Below are 17,341 nucleotides of genomic sequence, written 5' to 3'. Positions count from 1 at the left end.
GCGCTAGCGCAGGATCTCCTGCATGCGCGCCTGCACGCGCTTCAGCGCCGGCAGATAGCGCGTGCCGAGCGCGGAGACCGGCTCGCCGCGCGCCGGCAGGCCCAGATTGACCGCCGCCACCGTCACCCGCCGCGCCGAGAGAAGCGGCACGGCGATGGACCAGAGTCCCATCTCGACTTCCTGATCGATGATCGCGTGACCGTCGGAGCGTACGCGCGCGATCGCCGCCATCACCGCCTCGGGATCGGTCAGCGTCAGCGACGTGCGCTGCGGCAAGGGGCCGGGACCGAGGCGACTGCGCGCCTCATCCTCGGGGAGTGCGGCGAGCAGCACGCGGCCCATGGAGGTGCAATAGGCCGGAAGCCGCGAGCCCGGCATCAGCGCGATCGACATCACCTTCCGCTGCGCGGCGCGGGCGACGTAGACGATCTCGGACCCGTCCAGGATCGACACCGACGAGCTTTCGCCGATCTCCTCCGAGAGTTCGTCGAGCAGCGGCTGCACGAGCTGCGGCAGCGGCATGGTCGCGAGACAGGCGGTGCCGAGCCGCAGCACGCGGGGTGTCAGCGTGAAGAACTTGCCGTCGTAATCGGCATAACCGAGCTCCCACAATGTCAGCAGGCAGCGCCGCGCCGTCGCCCGGTCGAGGCCCGAGGCCTCGGCGACGGCGCTGATCGACTGACGCTGCCGCTCGGGCCGGAACGTCTCGATGACCGCGAGGCCCTTGGCGAGCCCGCCCATCATGTCGCGTTCGGCCACGGCCATGCGATGTCTCCGTTTGAGCGATAATCGAACAAATGAAGCATATCGCACAAATCGCATGGACGGAAGCCGGTTCCCGGCCTATCGCTGGGCGGAGCGAACGACACGCGCGGCCTCGATGGCCGGCGCAGCATCGGGGATCCTGCATGGACAAGAGGGTGGCGAGCCTGGCCGACGCCGTTTCCGGCATCGCGGACGGCATGACGGTCATGATCGGTGGCTTCGGCGGAGCCGGCGCGCCGATCGAACTGATCCACGCCCTGATCGACCGCTACCGCGCAACCGGTCATCCCGGCGGCCTCACGGTGATCAACAACAATGCAGGCAACGGCCATGTCGGCCTTGCCGCGCTGATCGAGGCGGGGATGGTGCGGAAGCTCGTCTGCTCCTTCCCCCGCTCGGCCGATCCGGTCGTGTTCACCGAGCTCTATCTCGCCGGCAAGATCGAGCTGGAGCTGGTGCCGCAGGGCACGCTTGCCGAGCGCATCCGCGCCGGTGGCGCCGGTATCCCGGCCTTCTACACGCCGACCTCGTTCGGCACCGATCTCGCGAAGGGCAAGCCGGTCGCGGAGTTCGAGGGCCGCTCCTATGTGCAGGAGCGCTGGCTGAAGGCCGACGTCGCGCTGGTGAAGGCGGAGATGGCCGACACGCATGGCAACCTCACCTTCCGCGCCGCGGCGCGCAACTTCAACCCGCTGATGTGCATGGCGGCAGCGGAGGCGGTCGTGCAGGCACGCCGCGTGGTCGAGGCCGGGGGCATCGATCCGGAGATCGTCGTGACGCCCGGCATCTTCGTCCAGAAGGTGCTGGAAGTGTCGGACCCGGCACAGGAAGAGGACCTGAACCTCGCCCACGCCCGCTACCCGCTCGGAGGCTGAGACGATGTCGGCAAGACTTTCCAGCAACCAGATCGCCTGGCGCGCCGCGCAGGACATCGCCGACGGTGCCTATGTCAATCTCGGCATCGGGCTGCCCGAGAAGGTGGCGCAGTATCAGCCGCCGGGGCGCGAAGCCATCTTCCACACCGAGAACGGCATCCTCAATTTCGGCGAGCCGCCGCCGAAGGGCGAGGAGGACTGGGACCTCATCAATGCCGGCAAGCGCGCGGTGACGCTGAAGCCCGGCGCCGCCTTCTTCCATCATGCCGACAGCTTCGCCATGGTGCGCGGCGGCCATCTCGACGTCGCCATTCTCGGCGCCTACGAAGTGGCCGAGAACGGCGACCTCGCCAACTGGTCGACGGGACCGAAGGGCGTTCCGGCCGTCGGCGGGGCGATGGACCTCGTGCATGGCGCCAAGCGCGTCGCCGTCATCACCGATCACGTCACCAAGGACGGCAAGCCGAAGCTGCTGAAGCGCTGCTCATTGCCGCTCACCGGCGTCGGCTGCGTGACGCGCATCTACACCTCGCTCGCCGTCATCGACGTCGTGGGCGGCCGCTTCGTGCTGCGCGAGAAGCTCGCCTCGCTCTCGCTGGAGGACCTGCAGGCACAGACCGGCGCGCCCCTCGCCATCGAAGGCGGCATCGCCGAACTGATCGCTCCGGAGCTCTGAGATGTCGGAAGCCTATATCTGCGACTATGTCCGCACGCCGATCGGCCGTTTCGGCGGCGCGCTCTCCTCGGTACGGGCCGACGATCTCGGCGCGATTCCGCTGAAGGCGCTCGTGGCGCGCCATGCCGCCCTCGACTGGGCGGCGGTCGACGACGTGATCTTCGGCTGCGCCAACCAGGCCGGCGAGGACAACCGCAATGTCGCGCGCATGTCGCTGCTGCTCGCCGGTCTGCCGCTCGAAATTCCCGGCACCACGATCAACCGCCTCTGTGGCTCCGGCATGGACGCCGTGATCACCGCTGCCCGCGCCATCCGCTCCGGCGAGGCCGAGCTGGTCGTGGCGGGCGGCGTCGAGAGCATGTCGCGCGCGCCTTTCGTGATGCCCAAGGCGGATACGGCCTTTTCGCGCCATGCGGAGATCCACGACACGACGATCGGCTGGCGCTTCGTCAATCCGCTGATGAAGGCGCAGTACGGCGTCGATTCGATGCCCGAGACGGGCGAGAACGTCGCCGAGGATTATGCCGTCTCGCGCGAGGACCAGGACCTTTTCGCCGTTCGCAGCCAGCAGAAGGCGGCCGAGGCGCAGGGGAACGGGCGCCTTGCCCGCGAGATCACCCCCGTCACGATCCCGCAGCGCAAGGGCGATCCCATCGTCGTCGAGCGCGACGAGCATCCGCGTGCCACGACCATCGAGGCGCTCGCCAAGCTGCCGACGCCCTTCCGCAAGGGCGGCACGGTCACCGCCGGCAACGCCTCCGGCGTCAATGACGGCGCCGCCGCGCTGATCGTCGCCTCCGAGGCGGCGGCGAAGCGGCATGGCCTCACGCCCATCGCCCGCATCCTCGGCGGCGCGGCGGCCGGCGTCCCGCCGCGCATCATGGGCATCGGGCCGGTTCCGGCCTCGCAGAAGCTGATGGCGCGGCTCTGGCTTTCCGCCGGCGATTTCGACGTCGTCGAACTCAACGAGGCGTTCGCTTCGCAGGGGCTCGCGACGCTCCGCCAGCTCGGCATCGCCGACGATGATCCGCGCGTGAACCGCAATGGCGGCGCCATCGCGCTCGGTCATCCGCTCGGCATGTCGGGCGCACGCATCACCGGCACCGCGGCGCTGGAACTCGGCCTCACGGGCGGAAGGCGGTCGCTCTCGACCATGTGCATCGGCGTCGGCCAGGGCATCGCGATCGCGCTGGAGCGGGTGTGACCCCTCACGCAGGCGTGCGATGCCGCAGCGCGACAAGCGCGCGGAGAGGGTGTTAAGGAAACGGCGCTATGATGCGCGCGCGACCAAGGTCGGTCGCGGCGATGACCGGACGGCGCCGATGGCGGGTTTGCGTAACTTTCTGATCCTCTGCTTCGCGGGGCTGATGCTGGCTGCCTGCACCACGGGCGAGCGCGACACGCGCGGCATCCAGCCGATTCCGGCCAAGCTGGTGCAGGAGATGCGGGCCAAGGGCATGACGCCCGCCGACCCGATCATGGTCCGCATCTACAAGCAGGAGAGCGAACTCGAGATCTGGAAGCGCGACCGCAGCGGCAGCTATTCGCTGCTGAAGACCTATCCGATCTGCCGCTGGTCCGGAAAGCTCGGCCCGAAGAAGCGCGAGGGCGACCGTCAGGCGCCCGAGGGCTTCTACATGGTCAACATGCCGCTCATGAATCCGATGTCGCAGTTCTACCTCTCCTTCAATCTCGGTTATCCGAACCAGCTGGAGGAGGCTCTCGGCTATGAGGGCGCGGCGCTCATGGTGCATGGCGCGTGCTCTTCGTCCGGCTGTTACGCCATGACCGATGCCGGCATCGCCGAAATCTATGCCGTCGCCCGCGAGGCGCTGCGTGGCGGGCAGACCGCCTTCCAGGTGCAGGCGCTTCCTTTCCGCATGACGCCGCAAAACCTTGCGCGCCACCGAGACGATCCGAACATGACCTTCTGGCTGAACCTCAAGCAGGGCTCGGACCAGTTTGACGTGACGCGTCAGCCGCCGCGCGTCGCGGCCTGCGCCAGCCGCTACGTCTTCGGCGCAAAGCCGATCGATCCTGCCATGCCGTTCGATCCGCTCGCCCCCTGTCCGCCCTATGAGGTCGACAGCAGCGTCGCGACGCAGGTCGCGGCCAAGGCCGAACGCGACAAGGCCGCCGTCGCGGCGCTGTCGGCGAGCGTTCCGGTCACGCCGGCGCTCGCCTATTCGGATGGCGGCATGCACGAAGCCTTCCGCACCGTCCTGCGCGACAAGGGACCGGAGAAGCTCGGCGCCATGACGTCGAGCAGCGTGCCGGTGAGCCGGCCATCCGCCGCGCTCGCCGATCCCTATTCGACGGCGCCCGTCGATCCGCAGACCACCGCGAGCGTCGCCGGCCAGCAATAGGGCCGGCGGAGCGCCCGTTTTCCGTCAGTGCACCACCGGCCCGGCCGCGGCGCCTGCAGGACGGCGGACGAGGAAGGCCGCCGCCAGCGCCGCCAGCGAGATCACCGCTCCGCAGAGGAAGGCGGTGGCGATGCCGGAGGCGAGCGCCGCCTTCGCATCCTCGCCGCCGGCCGCTTCCGCCGTCGCCCTCAGCGTCATCACCGCCACGAACAGCGCCGTCCCTGCGGCGCCGGCCACCTGCTGCGTCGCGCCGATCATGGCGCTGCCATGCGAGTAGAGCTCGGGCGGCAGCGCACCGAGGCTGACGGTGAAGAGCGGCGTGAACATCAACGCGAGGCCGATGCTGAGCACCAGATGCGCCGCGAGCAGCATCCAGTATGACGTCGAGGGCCCGACAAGGGTGAGGCTCCACAACACGCCGACCAGAAGGAACGCGCCGGGAATGACCAGCGGCCGCGGCCCGAACTTGTCGAACAGGCCGCCCACCGTCGGCGCGCAGAGGCCCATGATGAGCCCGCCCGGCAGCAGGAGAAGGCCGGTTTGCAGCGTCGAGAGGCCGAGCACGTCCTGAAGATAGATCGGCAGCAGGATGAAGGCGCCGAACATCGCCATCATCAGGATCGCCATCATGACGGTCGCGATGGTGAAGGTCGGATTGGCCAGCGTCCTGAGGTCGAGCAAGGCGCGGTTCTGTCGCTCCAGCCGGCGCTGGCGCCAGACGAACAGCGCGATCACGACCACGCCGACCGCCAGCGGGATCGCCGGATGCATCGCGGTCGGGTGCAGCGCGCCCTCGCCGAGCTGGCTGAGGCCGTAGACGAGGCTGCCAAAGCCGACGGCCGACATCAGCACCGAGAGGAGGTCGATCGGCACCGCGCGGGGCTCGGTCACGTTGACGATCCGCTTGGCGCCGATGGCCAGCGCCGCCAGCGAGATCGGCAGCACGAGCAGGAACAGCCAGCGCCAGTCGAGCACCGAGAGGACGAGGCCCGACAGGGTCGGGCCGATGGCCGGCGCGACCGAGATGACGATCGAGATGTTGCCCATGGTGCGCCCGCGCGTTTCCGGCGGAACGAGGTTCATCACCGTGGTCATCAGCAGCGGCATCATGATGGCCGTGCCGGAGGCCTGCACGATGCGGCCGATGACCAGCACCGTGAAGCCGGGCGCGAGCGCGCCGATCAGCGTGCCGGCCGAGAACAGCGACATCGCGAGGATGAAGATCGGCCGCGTCTGGATCCGCTGCAGCAGGAGGCCCGTGATCGGGATGACGACCGCCATGGTGAGCATGAAGGCGGTGGTGAGCCACTGCGCCGTGCTGGCGGTGATCGAGAGGCTCACCATCATCCGCGGCAGCGCCACGCCCATGATCGTCTCGTTGAGGATGACGACGAAGGCGGAAACGAGCAGCAGGCCGATGACGAGCCGGTTGCGCGCGGCCAGTTCGTGCGGCAGGGGAACGGCCGGCGCCGCTTCGCTCGAGATGTCGGTCATGATGGATCGCCTTGGCAGGAAAGCAGACGTGGTGTCACGCCCCCGAGGACGTTTCTCGTTGGCAGATTCCGACGCCCGCGGCAATCCATTCTCGAAACGGACCGCGCCTCAACCGGCTATGCGCCCGACGATCTCGCAGACCTCCTCGAAATAGCGCTTCCGCTCGGCGCCATTGGTGTTGCGACGCAGATATTGCGGCACGCGGCTGTACCAGTCCCCATCCTCCAGGATTCGCTGTTCGACGAATGTCTCGATGAGTCCGGCGCGGAGCAGCGACCGCTCGGGCTCCCAGCCCTCGATCGACGGAGCGATGACGCGGTCGCGGAAGGCGGCGAGCGCCATGCGCGCTTCGGCGGGCGAGAGGCGTGGGGCCGTCCAGGGTTCTGGAAGCGGACCGGCGTCGCCGTCGGCTGCAGGCTCGGCAGGCACGGCCTGCGGTGAGGGCCCGTCCTCGGCGACAAGCGCCGGCCGCGAAGATGCGTCGTCGAACGTCTCCGCCGCGAGGGCGTCGGCAGGTGCGGGTCCCGGGGTTTCCGGCTCGCGAGCTTCCGGCTCCGGCATCGTCGCGTCGCCGGTGTCGAAAGCGTGGAAGCTCTCCGCAAGGCGCGGCTCGGCCGCGAGGCGGCGGAGCTCGGCGGCGAGCAGTTCAGCCTGCCGGTCGGGATTGTCGAACCAGTCCGTCGACCAGACCCGGAGGATCGTCCAGCCGAGGCCTTCCAGCACGTCCTGGCGCAGCCGGTCGCGGTCGCGCGCGCTGCGGCCCGAATGATACTGTGCGCCGTCGCATTCGATGCCGGCGAGATAATGCTCCGGCCGCGCCGGATCGATCACGGCGAGGTCGATGCGATAGCCGGAGACGCCGACCTGATGGCGCACGGAAAATCCGAGCCGCTCGAGCCGGTCGGCGACATGGATCTCGAAATCGCTGTCGGGCTCTCGTTCGGTCGCGACGCCCTCGGCCCGGCCGCCCGTCTCGACATAGGCGAGGTAGCGCTTCAGGAGATGCACGCCGCGCGAGGATGTTTCGGACGGCCTCACGTCGCCGGAATCCATCGACGTCACCAGGCCGATGCGCCGACGCGCCCGCGTGAAGAGCACGTTGAGGCGCCGGTCGCCCTGCTTCTTCGCCACGGGTCCGAAGCGCTGCATGACGGGACCGTCGCTCTCGCGCGGCCCATAGGTGAGCGAGATGAGGATATAGTCGCGCTCGTCGCCCTGGACGTTCTCGAGATTCTTGATGAAGACGGGCTCGCCGCGTTCAGCGACCTTCTTGCGATAGGTCTCCGCCGCCTCGTCGCCGGTCCACCTGAGGCGCATCTCCTCCTGGATGAGTTCGGCCTGCTCGCCGTTCATCGCGACGAGCCCGAGGGTCGGCGGCTCCTCGTCGCCGGCATGGCGATGCATGAAGCGCAGGGCCTCGTCGGCGATGCGCTGCGCCTCAGGCGCGTTGCGGCGCTGCTCGAACACGCCGCGCACGCGGATGCGGTCTATCGAGAAGGAGCCGGGCGAAGCGGCCGGGAACGTGATCAGCCGCCGGCCTTCCGGCTCGTAGATCTCGCGGTTGGAGAAGGCGATCAGGCTCTCGCAGCGGCTGCGATAATGCCATTTCAGCTGACGAAGCTGGCGGAACGTCTTGTGGCAGGCCTCGAGGATCGACTCGTCGTCGCTGTCGTCGTCGCCGTCGAGCCCGTCCGCGTCCGCCGCCGTCCGCTGGAAGAAATCCGTCGGCGGCAGCTGCTTCGGATCGCCGACCACCACGATCTGGCGCGCCCGCAGCATGCCGCCGAGCGCGTCCTCGGGCCGCATCTGCGAGGCCTCGTCGATGACGAGCAGGTCGAAGGTCAGCGCCCTCGCGGGCACGAACTTCGCCAGCGACAGCGGCGACATCATGAAGCACGGCTTCAGCGCCTGGACCGAGCGCCCGGCCTGACGCATGAGTTCGCGCACCGGCCGGAAGGCTTTGACCTTGCCGAACTCGTTGTTGAGGAAGGGGGATTCGGTCCAGGTCCTGCGGGGACCATAATCCGATCCCGGCAGAGCCTGGCGCCCGATGACGGCGGCCCTCACGGCGAGGCGGTCGCGATCGCGCCGCTGCCGGTCGCGCTTGCGGAATTCGCTGCGATGAGCGGCGAGCTTCGCGCCGCCGGTCCGCGAGAGAATGCGATCGGTGCGCCGCAGCTGCTGGCCGCGCTGCTCGGCGACGAGGCCGGTGAAGAGCAGCGGCAGCTCGGCGGTCTGCACGCCGCGCGCTTCCGCCTCGGCGAGGAACGGCCCGAGGCCCGCCTGTTCCGCATCCTGCCGCGCGCTGCGGACGCCAAGCCACTGGCTGAGCTCGTCGCGCCGTCCGGCGAGGGCGGCGACGCTCTCCCCGAGCGCCTTCAGATCCTCGCCGTCGAAGCCCTCGACGCCGAACTCGCGCGCGATGCCGGCGATCTCGGCGCGGATGGCCGCGAGAAGCGGCCGCGTCGCTGCGACGTGTTCGGCGAGCGCATCCCTGACAGCACCCCCGCCGGGCCGCGCCAATGCGGCTGCCAGCGAGGACCTATCCGTCGCAGCGAGGCGATCGAGCCAGTCGGCGGCTTCGTCGAAGCCCGTGCGGTCGCTCCGGATCATCGCGGTCAGCGACGCATGCGGGTCGTGCGCAAGCGCCAGCTCGGCGGCCTCGAGGGCCGAAAGATCGCCGAGCGATGTCTCGATGTCGCTCCAGCTCGCCTCGACCGCTGCCAGCCGCCGCTCGTCGTCCCCGGCGAGCAGGGCCGTATCGGCATCGCGCGCGGCGAGGATCGCGTCGCCCAGCTCGGCGATCGGCGTCGTCCCGAAGCGCTGCCGCTGCTCGCGGGAGAGGCGGACATAGGGCGCGACCGACGGCACCGCGCGCACCAGCCCCTCGATGGTGGCCGCGCCGCCTTCGGCGAGGCGCTCGGCGATCAGCTGACCCCCGGCGACCGGCAGGATGAGGGCGATCGTATCGTCGAGGCTTTTTCGCGCCGCTGCGGCCGCCCCGAAGGGCGTATCCAGTCCGCGCCAGAGGCGGCCGAACAGAGCGGGCAGCGTCCGGTCGGCGAGGAAGGCGCCCAGCTCGCGCGCATGATCGGCAAGGGTCTCGTAATCCTCGGCCGGCAGGCGCATGCGCGGCGGCAGCCCGAGCTGGGCGTTCACGGCGTCGACGAGCCTGGTTCCGGCAAAGAGCCGTGAAAGGCCCGATCTTCCCGCCTCGGCCGCGGCCGCGTCCAGCGCATCGGGCGCCGGCCAGTCGCCCTTCACGCCGGGAAAGCGCCCGCGCCACGAGGCCTCGTCGGCAAGCAAATCCGCCGCGGCCGCCGCGACGTCGGCAAGGCGCGGCCGGTCTACCCTGACCTCGCCGAGCCAGGCTCGGATATCGGCGTCGATCGGGCCGAGCGCATGCCCGAGAAGATAGAGACAGGGCAGGGCCGCAGCCGGAAGCGTTTCCGGAAGGCCGAGCCGCCGCGCAGCCTCCACTGCCGTGGCGGCGGCGGCGATGGCGTGTTCCGCCTCGCGGGCCGCTTCCTCGACCATCTGGTAGGTCTCGGCAGGCCAGGCCTCCCGCTGCTCGGTGGCGACGAGCGGCAGGCTCACCGCGGCCAGCCTCCGCAGCTCCATGTCGGACGCATCGAGCCCGGCCGGAAGGTCGAGCGCAGCCGCGAGCGTGTCTGCTTCCGCGATCTTCGCCGAAAAGCGCAGTGCAGCGGCAGGCTCGAACGGCGCGAGCGCCGCGAGCCAGGCATCGGACGGCGCCTTGCGGGGAAGGGCATCGTGCAGGGCCGCCGCCGCGTCCAGCGCCGAGGCCGACGTGGCATCGAAGGGCGGTGCCGACGCCTTTGCTGCGAGTGCGCTCAGCGCGTCGCGAAGCCGTTCGAACGCGTCGCCGAGCCCGTGCGTCAGGCCTGGATTGGCGTCAGCGGGAAAGTGGAGCCGCGACCAAGAGGATGTGGTTATAGGGCCGAACGCCTTCTCGAAATCCGCAACCTCGCTGCAATAGCGGTCGAGCCGGCCGAGTGCCTTCTGGAACGCGGCCTCGCCGACAAGAACCTCGCCCGCGATGTCCGTGCGACGGAAGAGGGCGAGTCGCTCGCCGAGATCGCCGCGCGCCCGGACCGCCCGCCAGAACTGGTCGAATGGCCGCCCGACCTCGGTCTCGCGGTGCAGCGCCTCGAGATAGGCGCGAATGTCACGGCGCGCCTCCTCCCAGCCGATGTCGGTCGCCATGGCGGCGCGCTTCTCGGAATATCCGCGTTCATGCCGCTGCTTGAGGCTATCGATGACCCGCTTCGGCACGGCCTTGTCGGAATGCACCTCAAGGCAGAAATCGCCGAGCCCGACCTCGTCGAGCCGCCGCTTCACGACCTCCAGCGCCGCCATCTTCTCGGCGAGGAAAAGCACGGTCTTTCCCTTCGCCAGCGCATTGGCGACGATATTGGCGATGGTCTGCGACTTGCCGGTTCCGGGCGGTCCCTGGATCACGAGGTTGTTGCCGGCCATCACGTCGACGACCGCGCTGTGCTGTGAGGCGTCGGCGTCGAGAACGAGGTAGGGCGCGACCGCCTCGACGGCCGGATCGTCGATGTCGTGATCGTCGGGCGCCGAGGCGAGGCCCGCGCCGCCATCGCCCGCGATCTCGGTGCCGCGCAGGATGGCGCCGATGAGTGGCGATAGGGCAGGGTGGCCGGCCCATTGTGCCGGCTCGAGATCGGCATACATCGCGAGGCGGCCGAAGGCGAAATGGCCGAGCGTCACGAAGCGGCGCACGCGCCAGTCACCACTCTCCGCCGCGACGGCCTCGCGGACCGCCTCGAAATAGGCCTCGACGGAGCCTGGGCCGTCCTCATCCGCCGCGAAGGCCGGGAGGACGATGCCGAAATCGGTGAGGAGCTTCTTTTCGAGCGAGAGATTCGTCTCCGCGAGACCCGCCGCCGAAAGGGCATGGACGATGCGTCCGCGCACCTTGCGGGCTTCGAGGCGGACGGGAAGCAGGAGCAGCGGCGCATGCATACGCTTCTGCACATCGCCGCGCTCGGCCCATTCCAGGAAGCCGAACACGAGGAAGAGCGTCGAGAGTCCCATCTCCTGCTCGGCGAGACGCGCCGTATCGGCGATGCGGTCCAGCACGGCCTCGAGCGTATCGGGCCATTTCAGCGTCTGCAGCGCCCGGTCGGCGTGGCCCTCCTTCTGCCGTGCGGCCGGAAGCTCGATCGAGGGGTCGATGCCGAGCGATCGGGCATGCTCGACGGGATTGACGGTGCGGCGGCTCGGCCGCGGCGGCATTCCGAGCCGCTCGCGGAGCCGCGCCCGAAGACGGTTTTCCGCTTCGGCCAGCGCATATTCGTCGGCTCGGCCGGTCGCCTCGAGCGCCTCGATCTCGGTCAGATAATCGACATCGGCAACGCGGGCGTGGTCGAACTCGCTCCGGAACTCCTCGGTATCTTCGTCGGCCGGCATGCCCTCCGGTTCCGGCAGCGGCGCCATGTCGACCGATCCGCCCCCCGCCAGATGGCGATGGATCTCCTCCGGAACCTCGTCGACGATCTGGAGCTGGCTCTTCGAGCTCGGACGATGCCGATAGTTGAGCATCGGATTGGAGAGGCGCATGTCGAGCAGCCGGTCGCGCATCTGCTCGTAGATGCGCGACAGACGGGCGGCCTCGGCATCGTCAATCGCATTGGCCGGCCGCTTCTCGCTCTCGTTACGCATCGGCTCGCCCGGTTCAGCGGAAAGTTGTAGTTCGATCAACCTTTCTATCCGCTCGGTGATCGATGGCAAATGTCCGTGCGACTCGCATCAGGCAAAGGGTCGAAGCTTGCCCGGTGGCGCGGCAAAGGGTTAGCTCGGGGTCTCCGCTCGTCCGGCCAGGTGCCGGCCCCTCTCAGCCCACGAGTTCAAAATGCCCGAACGCATCGCCTTCCGGATGAAGGTCCATCCCGGCCGGATCGAGGAATACAGAAAGCGGCACGACGAATTGTGGCCCGAGATGGTGGCGGCGCTGAAGGCGGCCGGCATCTCGGACTATTCGATCTGGCACGATCCCGAGACGGATTGCCTCTTCGCGACGCTGGTGCGGACAGACGACCACACCATGGACGCGCTGCCGGACACCGAGGCCAACAAGCGCTGGTGGAAGTTCATGGACGACATCATGGACTATGGCCCGGACGGACGCCCGACCGTCGTCGCGCTCGACCGCGTTTTCCAACTGGATTGAGCGCGCGAAGGCTGTTCGGCGGCGACGAACTATCGGAGAATGCGCTCCCGCATCGCGGCCGGCGCATTCAGGACGTCGTCCGTCTCCACAATAAATCGTTTGAAAGGGAGGCTTCACCAGCCATGAACCAGATCGATCTCGTCGGCCAGACCGCGGTCGTCACCGGCGGCGCGCAGGGCATCGGCTTTGCCATCGCCGAGCGCCTCGTTGCCTCGGGTGCGAAAGTCGCGCTCTGGGACATGCGAGCCGACATGCTGGCCGAGGCCGTCGCGAGGCTCGGCCAGCCGGCCGCCGCCGTCGAGGTGAACATCACCGATTACGACGCGGTCGTCGCGGCCGTGGCCGAGACCGAGCAGAAGGTCGGCCCGATCGAGATCCTCGTGCATTCGGCTGGCATCGCCGGCAAGAACGCGCCGCTCGACGAATATGACCTCGGCGAGTGGAAGCGCGTCATCGACGTCAATCTGAACGGCGCCTTTCACGTCAACCGCGCCATCCTGCCGGGCATGAAGGCCCGCAACTACGGTCGCATCGTCAACATCGCGTCGATCGCCGGCAAGGAGGGCAACCCCAACGCCTCCGCCTATGCCGCCGCCAAGGCGGGTGTCATCGGCATGACCAAGGCGGTCGGCAAGGAAGTGGCGAAATACGACATCGCCATCAACTGCATCACGCCCGCGACGGCCAAGACGCGCATTCTCGACGAGCTGAAGCCCGAATTCATCGACTACATGCTCTCGCGCATTCCTCGCGGCCGCTTCCTGGAGGTCAACGAGGCCGCCAACATGGTCGCCTGGCTGGTGAGCCGCGAGAACAGCTTCACCACCGCCTCGGTGTTCGACCTGTCCGGCGGCCGCGCGACCTACTGATCGATCCCGCCGAGCTTCAGGAGCGACGCCATCCGGGCCGCGGCGCGGTCCGGATCGGCGAGGCAACGGGCCGCGTCGGCGAGGCGGAACAGCTCCGCGAAATGGATCAGCGAGCGGGCGCCCTGCTGCCCGCCCGCCATCAGGAAATGATCCTGGTGGCCGTTGAGGAATGCCAGGAAGACGACGCCCGTCTTGTAGAAGCGGGTGGGCGCCTTGAAGATGTGTCGCGACAGCGGCACCGTCGGGCCGAGCAGGTTGTGAAAGGCCTCTTCGTCGCCCGCCCCGAGTCGCTCCAGCGCGGCCGAGGCAACGGGCGCGATGGCGTCGAAGATGCCGAGCAGCGCATGCGAATGGCCCTCGGCGTCGCCGGCGATAAGTTCCGCATAGTTGAAATCGTCGCCCGTATACATCTTCACGCCGGCCGGCAGCCGCCGGCGCATGGCGATCTCCTTCTCGGCCGAGAGAAGCGAGATCTTGATGCCGTCCACCTTGTCGGCATGCGCGCCGATGATGGCGAGTGCCGTCTCCATGGCGGCCATATGGTCGGTGCTGCCCCAGTAGCCGGCGAGCGCGGGATCGAACATCTCGCCGAGCCAATGCAGCACGACCGGCTGGCGGACGCCGGAGAGGATGCGGCCATAGACGCGGGCATAGTCGTCCGGGCCCCTGGCGGCGCGGGCGAGCGCCCGGCTCGCCATGAGGATGATCTTCCCGCCGGCCGCCTCGATCGCCTCGACCTGCGCCTCATAGGCGGCGATCACATCGTCGATCGTGACGGATGGGCCGGGCTCCAGCTGGTCGGTTCCGGCGCCGCAGGCGATGACCGCGCCCGGCCGGGTCTTCGCCTCGGCGATCGCGCGCTTGGAAAGCTCCAGCGCATCCGGCCAGGAGAGTCCCATGCCGCGTTGCGCCGTATCCATCGCCTCGGCGACGCCGAAGCCGAGATCCCAGAGATGATGGCGGAACGCCAGGGTGCGTTCCCAGTCGAAGGCCGTGTCCAGGAACGGATCGTTGTCGGCGAGCGGGTCAACGACGACATGCGCCGCCGCGTAGGCGACGCGCGGAAAGCGCGGCGCGGTTCCCGCCTTGGGCGGCGGCAGCGGCTTGCCCGTGAGGGTGTAGGGCTCGATCGCGCCGGACGCGGCCGGCAGACGGATGGTGGTCATCGCGCGCTCCTCCGGGCACGCGACTACGGTCGCGGCCACTTGTAACCAGTTAGTTACAAGTGGCCGTCGTCGCTGTCAAGCGGCCCGGTTCAGGCCTGGATTTGGGGTTCAAGCCCGGGCGAAGGCGAGCACCACCTCGGCAATATGCGCGCGCCATGCCTCCAGCCGCTCGGGCTCGGCGAGGTCGCGTCCGAAGATCGCGCCGAGCGTCCAGCGGTTGGACAGGTAGAAGGCGCCGAGCGAGGCGATGGTGACATAGATGTCGACCGCGTCGAGGCCGGGGCGGAACAGCCCCGCCGCCGCGCCGCGCGCCAGAACGCGGTCGAGATCGCCGATGAAGGCGACATGCATGGCCTTCAGCCGCTCCGAGCTCGCGACATGCTTCGCGCGATGGAGGTTTTCCGTCGCGAGCAGGCTGAGGAAGTCGGGGTTCTCGAGATAGTAGTCGAAGGTGAAGGCAGCGAGCCGGGCGAGGCTTGCCTCGGGCTCGAGGTCATCGAGCCGAAGCTCGGCCTCGGCGGCGCGGATGCGGGAATATTCGGCCTCAAGGGCGGCGCGGTAGAGCGCCTCCTTGTTCCCGAAATAGTGGTAGAGCATCCGCTTGTTGATGCCGGCGCGCGCCGCGATGGCATCGACACGCGCGCCGGAGAGGCCGTTGGCGGCAAATTCGTGCGTCGCCGCCGCGAGGATGGCACGCTGCGTGCCATCCGGGTCGCGGGTCGCCGCCGTGCGGGACGGAGCCGCCGGCTCGTCCGCGCCGCGCATCGGGCTCAACCCTCCCAGCAGGCGAGATCCTGCGGAGCGATGGTCGCCCCGCCCAGCCTGAAGCGCTTGCTCTCCGCCTCCGGCACCGTCCAGGGCTCGGTGCCGTAGTTGAAGGCGAAGGTGAGATCGCCACGACGGCGGATGCGGATCGTGTCCGGCGGGATGGGCAGCGCCGTGAGCCCGGCGCGGGGCAGGGCGAGCGTCTCGACGATGGCGCCGAGAAGGTCGGCCTCCGGCCAGGTCGCGACATAGATGAACCGGTCATGCGCGACCACCGCCGCGCCGCCATCGTCGAAGCTCGCGACCGGCGCGAGCTCGGTCTCCAGCCATTCGCGCCAGCGGCCCGCGCCGCCGGCGACATCGCCCGCGACCGCATGGCGGCCGGGGCGCATGGAGGCGACCTGCGTCACCGTGATTGGCAGAAGCTCGGCGAGCGGGCCGGGCGGCAGGTTGTCCGGGAAGGCGAAGTCGCGCGTCTTGGAGCCCGCGCGGGGGCCGATCAGCACGGTGGCTTCGGTCGCCTTCAGCGCCTGCAGCATCGCCGGCGAAACATGCGGCAGGCTCGGCAGCAGCACGAGGCTGTAGGCCGAGAGATCGGCGCCGGGCGGAACAATGTCGACATCGAGCCCGAGCCGCCGCACGGCCTCGTACCAGCGATAGCTGATCTCCTCGTGGCGGTAGTCGGCGCCCTGCGGCTGGATGCGGGTGATCCAGGAAGCCTCGTAGTCGAAGACGAGCGCGACGGGCGAGGGGCGGTTCTCCGGCAGCGGGCCGAAGGCCGCGAGTTCGACGCCGACCTGTGCCGCTTCCTCGCCGCCGACCGAGCGAACGCGATCGGGCCGGTTGAGGCCGGCATGCATCTGCTCCTGGGCGAACGGCGCCTGGCGCCAGCGGAAATACGAGACGACCTCGGCGCCATGCGCGAAGGCCTCCCACGCCCACAGCCGCACCATGCCCGGCATCGGCACCGCGTTCCACGGCGCCCAGTTCACCGGGCCCGGCTGCTGCTCCATGACCCAGAAGCGGTTGCCGGCCATGCCGCGATAGAGATCGTGATGAAAGGCCGGCACGTCGGGATGCGAGGTGCGCGTGAAGCGGGCGCGCTCCTCCTCCGAGAAGGGGAACTTCTCCAGGAAGCCGAGCGGATAGGAATCCCAGCTCGCGAAATCGAGCACCTCGCTGACCGCGTAGTGATCGAAATCGTGGAAGAAGCCCATATAGTTATGCGTGACGAAGCGGCCCGGCGACAGGCGGCGCAGGATCGCCGTCTGCATCTCGTTGTAGCGGACGACTTGCTCGGACGAGAAGCGCCAGAAATCGAGCCGCGCGGCGGGGCCGGTCTCGGTCACGGCGGCCACCGGCAGCACCGCGTCGTCGAAGCTCGAAAGCTCCATCGACCAGAAGACGTTGCCCCAGGCCTCGTTGAGCGCGTCCGGCGTCTGGTAGCGACGCCGCAGCCAGCTTCTGAAGGCGGCGAGATCCTCCGGGCCATAGGAGAGGATCGTATCGTGGCAGCCATATTCGTTGTCGGTCTGCCAGCCGGCGACATGCGGGTTCTGACCGTAGCGCTCGGCGAAGGCAGTCACGATCCGCGCGCTCTCGCGCAGCCAGACGGCGCTCGAGAAGGTGTAATGACGGCGCGATCCGAAGCCGCGCGGCCGCCCGTCCTCCCCATGCGGCAGGATCTCGGGATAGAGGTCGACCAGCCATTTCGGCGGCGTCGCGGTCGGCGTGCCGAGCACGACCTTGAGGCCGGCCTTCCCGAGCGTCTCGATGGCGCGATCGAGCCACTCGAAGGTGAAGCGGCCCGGCTCAGGCTCGACGCGGCTCCAGGCGAACTCGCCGATGCGAACATAGCGGATGCCGAGCGCCGCCATTTCCGCGGCGTCGCGTTCCCACCAGCTCTCGGGCCAGTGTTCGGGATAGTAGCAGACGCCGAGCATGTCAGGGTTTCCGTGAAGGCGGGTTGAGGTCGGAACGCCTTATAGCACTGCCGGAAGGCGGCCGGGGAAGAGGTGGGGGAAGACAGTTTTCGACGGCGCCAAAGAGCATGCGGACGACGGACGAATTGCTCTTGATTCACGCAAAATCTGCCGATAGCGTGCAGTGAGAAAAGGGTTTCTCACCCCATGCGGGGCGAACGCTCAG

The 17,341-nt window shown here is 68.9% G+C and carries 12 protein-coding genes; 6 read left to right on the top strand and 6 right to left on the bottom strand.

Going from position 1 to position 17,341, the window contains the following annotated elements; genetic code table 11:
* Nucleotides 1-3: 3 nt before the first annotated feature.
* Complete coding sequence (locus tag QO015_RS08455; RefSeq protein ID WP_266280092.1) at nt 4-765, bottom strand: IclR family transcriptional regulator domain-containing protein; 762 nt, start codon at nt 763-765, stop codon at nt 4-6.
* Nucleotides 766-908: 143 nt separating this feature from the next.
* Here QO015_RS08455 and QO015_RS08450 point away from each other — a divergent pair, with 143 nt between their 5' ends.
* From QO015_RS08450 to QO015_RS08435, 4 genes are all read left to right on the top strand, one after another.
* Nucleotides 909-1,640 carry a 3-oxoacid CoA-transferase subunit A gene (locus QO015_RS08450; protein WP_266280093.1) on the top strand — a complete coding sequence of 244 codons (732 nt, stop codon included), beginning with the start codon at nt 909-911 and terminating at the stop codon, nt 1,638-1,640.
* Between the two features lie 4 nt (nt 1,641-1,644).
* A complete protein-coding gene (locus QO015_RS08445) occupies nt 1,645-2,316 on the top strand; it encodes a 3-oxoacid CoA-transferase subunit B (RefSeq protein WP_266280095.1) in 672 nt (223 codons plus the stop codon).
* Nucleotide 2,317: 1 nt separating this feature from the next.
* Nucleotides 2,318-3,520, top strand: coding sequence for a 3-oxoadipyl-CoA thiolase (gene pcaF, locus QO015_RS08440; protein ID WP_266280097.1), 1,203 nt, complete (start codon nt 2,318-2,320; stop codon nt 3,518-3,520).
* A 118-nt stretch (nt 3,521-3,638) separates the two neighbouring features.
* Entirely contained in the window at nt 3,639-4,682 is a 1,044-nt protein-coding gene (locus tag QO015_RS08435) for a L,D-transpeptidase family protein (RefSeq protein ID WP_266280098.1), read from the top strand.
* Between the two features lie 24 nt (nt 4,683-4,706).
* On the opposite strand, the gene QO015_RS08430 is transcribed toward QO015_RS08435, so the two are convergent.
* Nucleotides 4,707-6,176, bottom strand: coding sequence for a DHA2 family efflux MFS transporter permease subunit (locus QO015_RS08430; RefSeq protein ID WP_266280099.1), 1,470 nt, complete (start codon nt 6,174-6,176; stop codon nt 4,707-4,709).
* A gap of 108 nt (nt 6,177-6,284) precedes the next feature.
* Nucleotides 6,285-11,885 carry a PDDEXK-like endonuclease domain-containing protein gene (locus tag QO015_RS08425; RefSeq protein ID WP_266280101.1) on the bottom strand — a complete coding sequence of 1,867 codons (5,601 nt, stop codon included), beginning with the start codon at nt 11,883-11,885 and terminating at the stop codon, nt 6,285-6,287.
* 190 nt (nt 11,886-12,075) lie between these two features.
* Here QO015_RS08425 and rhaM point away from each other — a divergent pair, with 190 nt between their 5' ends.
* Together rhaM and QO015_RS08415 are read left to right on the top strand one after the other, a co-directional pair.
* The gene (gene rhaM, locus QO015_RS08420; RefSeq protein WP_266280103.1) at nt 12,076-12,393 is read left to right on the top strand and encodes an L-rhamnose mutarotase; all 318 of its coding nucleotides are present in this window, start codon (nt 12,076-12,078) and stop codon (nt 12,391-12,393) included.
* Nucleotides 12,394-12,515: 122 nt separating this feature from the next.
* Complete coding sequence (locus QO015_RS08415) at nt 12,516-13,262, top strand: SDR family NAD(P)-dependent oxidoreductase (RefSeq protein WP_266280105.1); 747 nt, start codon at nt 12,516-12,518, stop codon at nt 13,260-13,262.
* Here the strand turns inward: QO015_RS08415 and QO015_RS08410 are convergent.
* The 3 genes from QO015_RS08410 to QO015_RS08400 form a co-directional block, all read right to left on the bottom strand.
* Nucleotides 13,256-14,428 carry a dihydrodipicolinate synthase family protein gene (locus tag QO015_RS08410; protein WP_266280107.1) on the bottom strand — a complete coding sequence of 391 codons (1,173 nt, stop codon included), beginning with the start codon at nt 14,426-14,428 and terminating at the stop codon, nt 13,256-13,258. The genes QO015_RS08415 and QO015_RS08410 overlap by 7 nt on opposite strands.
* A gap of 108 nt (nt 14,429-14,536) precedes the next feature.
* Nucleotides 14,537-15,193, bottom strand: a complete 657-nt coding sequence (locus tag QO015_RS08405; protein WP_266280108.1) for a TetR/AcrR family transcriptional regulator — start codon at nt 15,191-15,193, stop codon at nt 14,537-14,539.
* A gap of 5 nt (nt 15,194-15,198) precedes the next feature.
* Nucleotides 15,199-17,136: a beta-galactosidase gene (locus QO015_RS08400; RefSeq protein ID WP_266280109.1), complete on the bottom strand. Its 1,938-nt coding sequence runs from the start codon at nt 17,134-17,136 to the stop codon at nt 15,199-15,201.
* Between the last annotated feature and the right edge of the window lie 205 nt (nt 17,137-17,341).

Origin of the sequence: Kaistia geumhonensis (genome assembly GCF_030815145.1) — a bacterium.
Taxonomy (GTDB): domain Bacteria; phylum Pseudomonadota; class Alphaproteobacteria; order Rhizobiales; family Kaistiaceae; genus Kaistia; species Kaistia geumhonensis.
The sequence above is the reverse complement of the archived record's forward strand: the minus strand, read 5'-3'. Positions and strand labels throughout refer to the sequence as shown.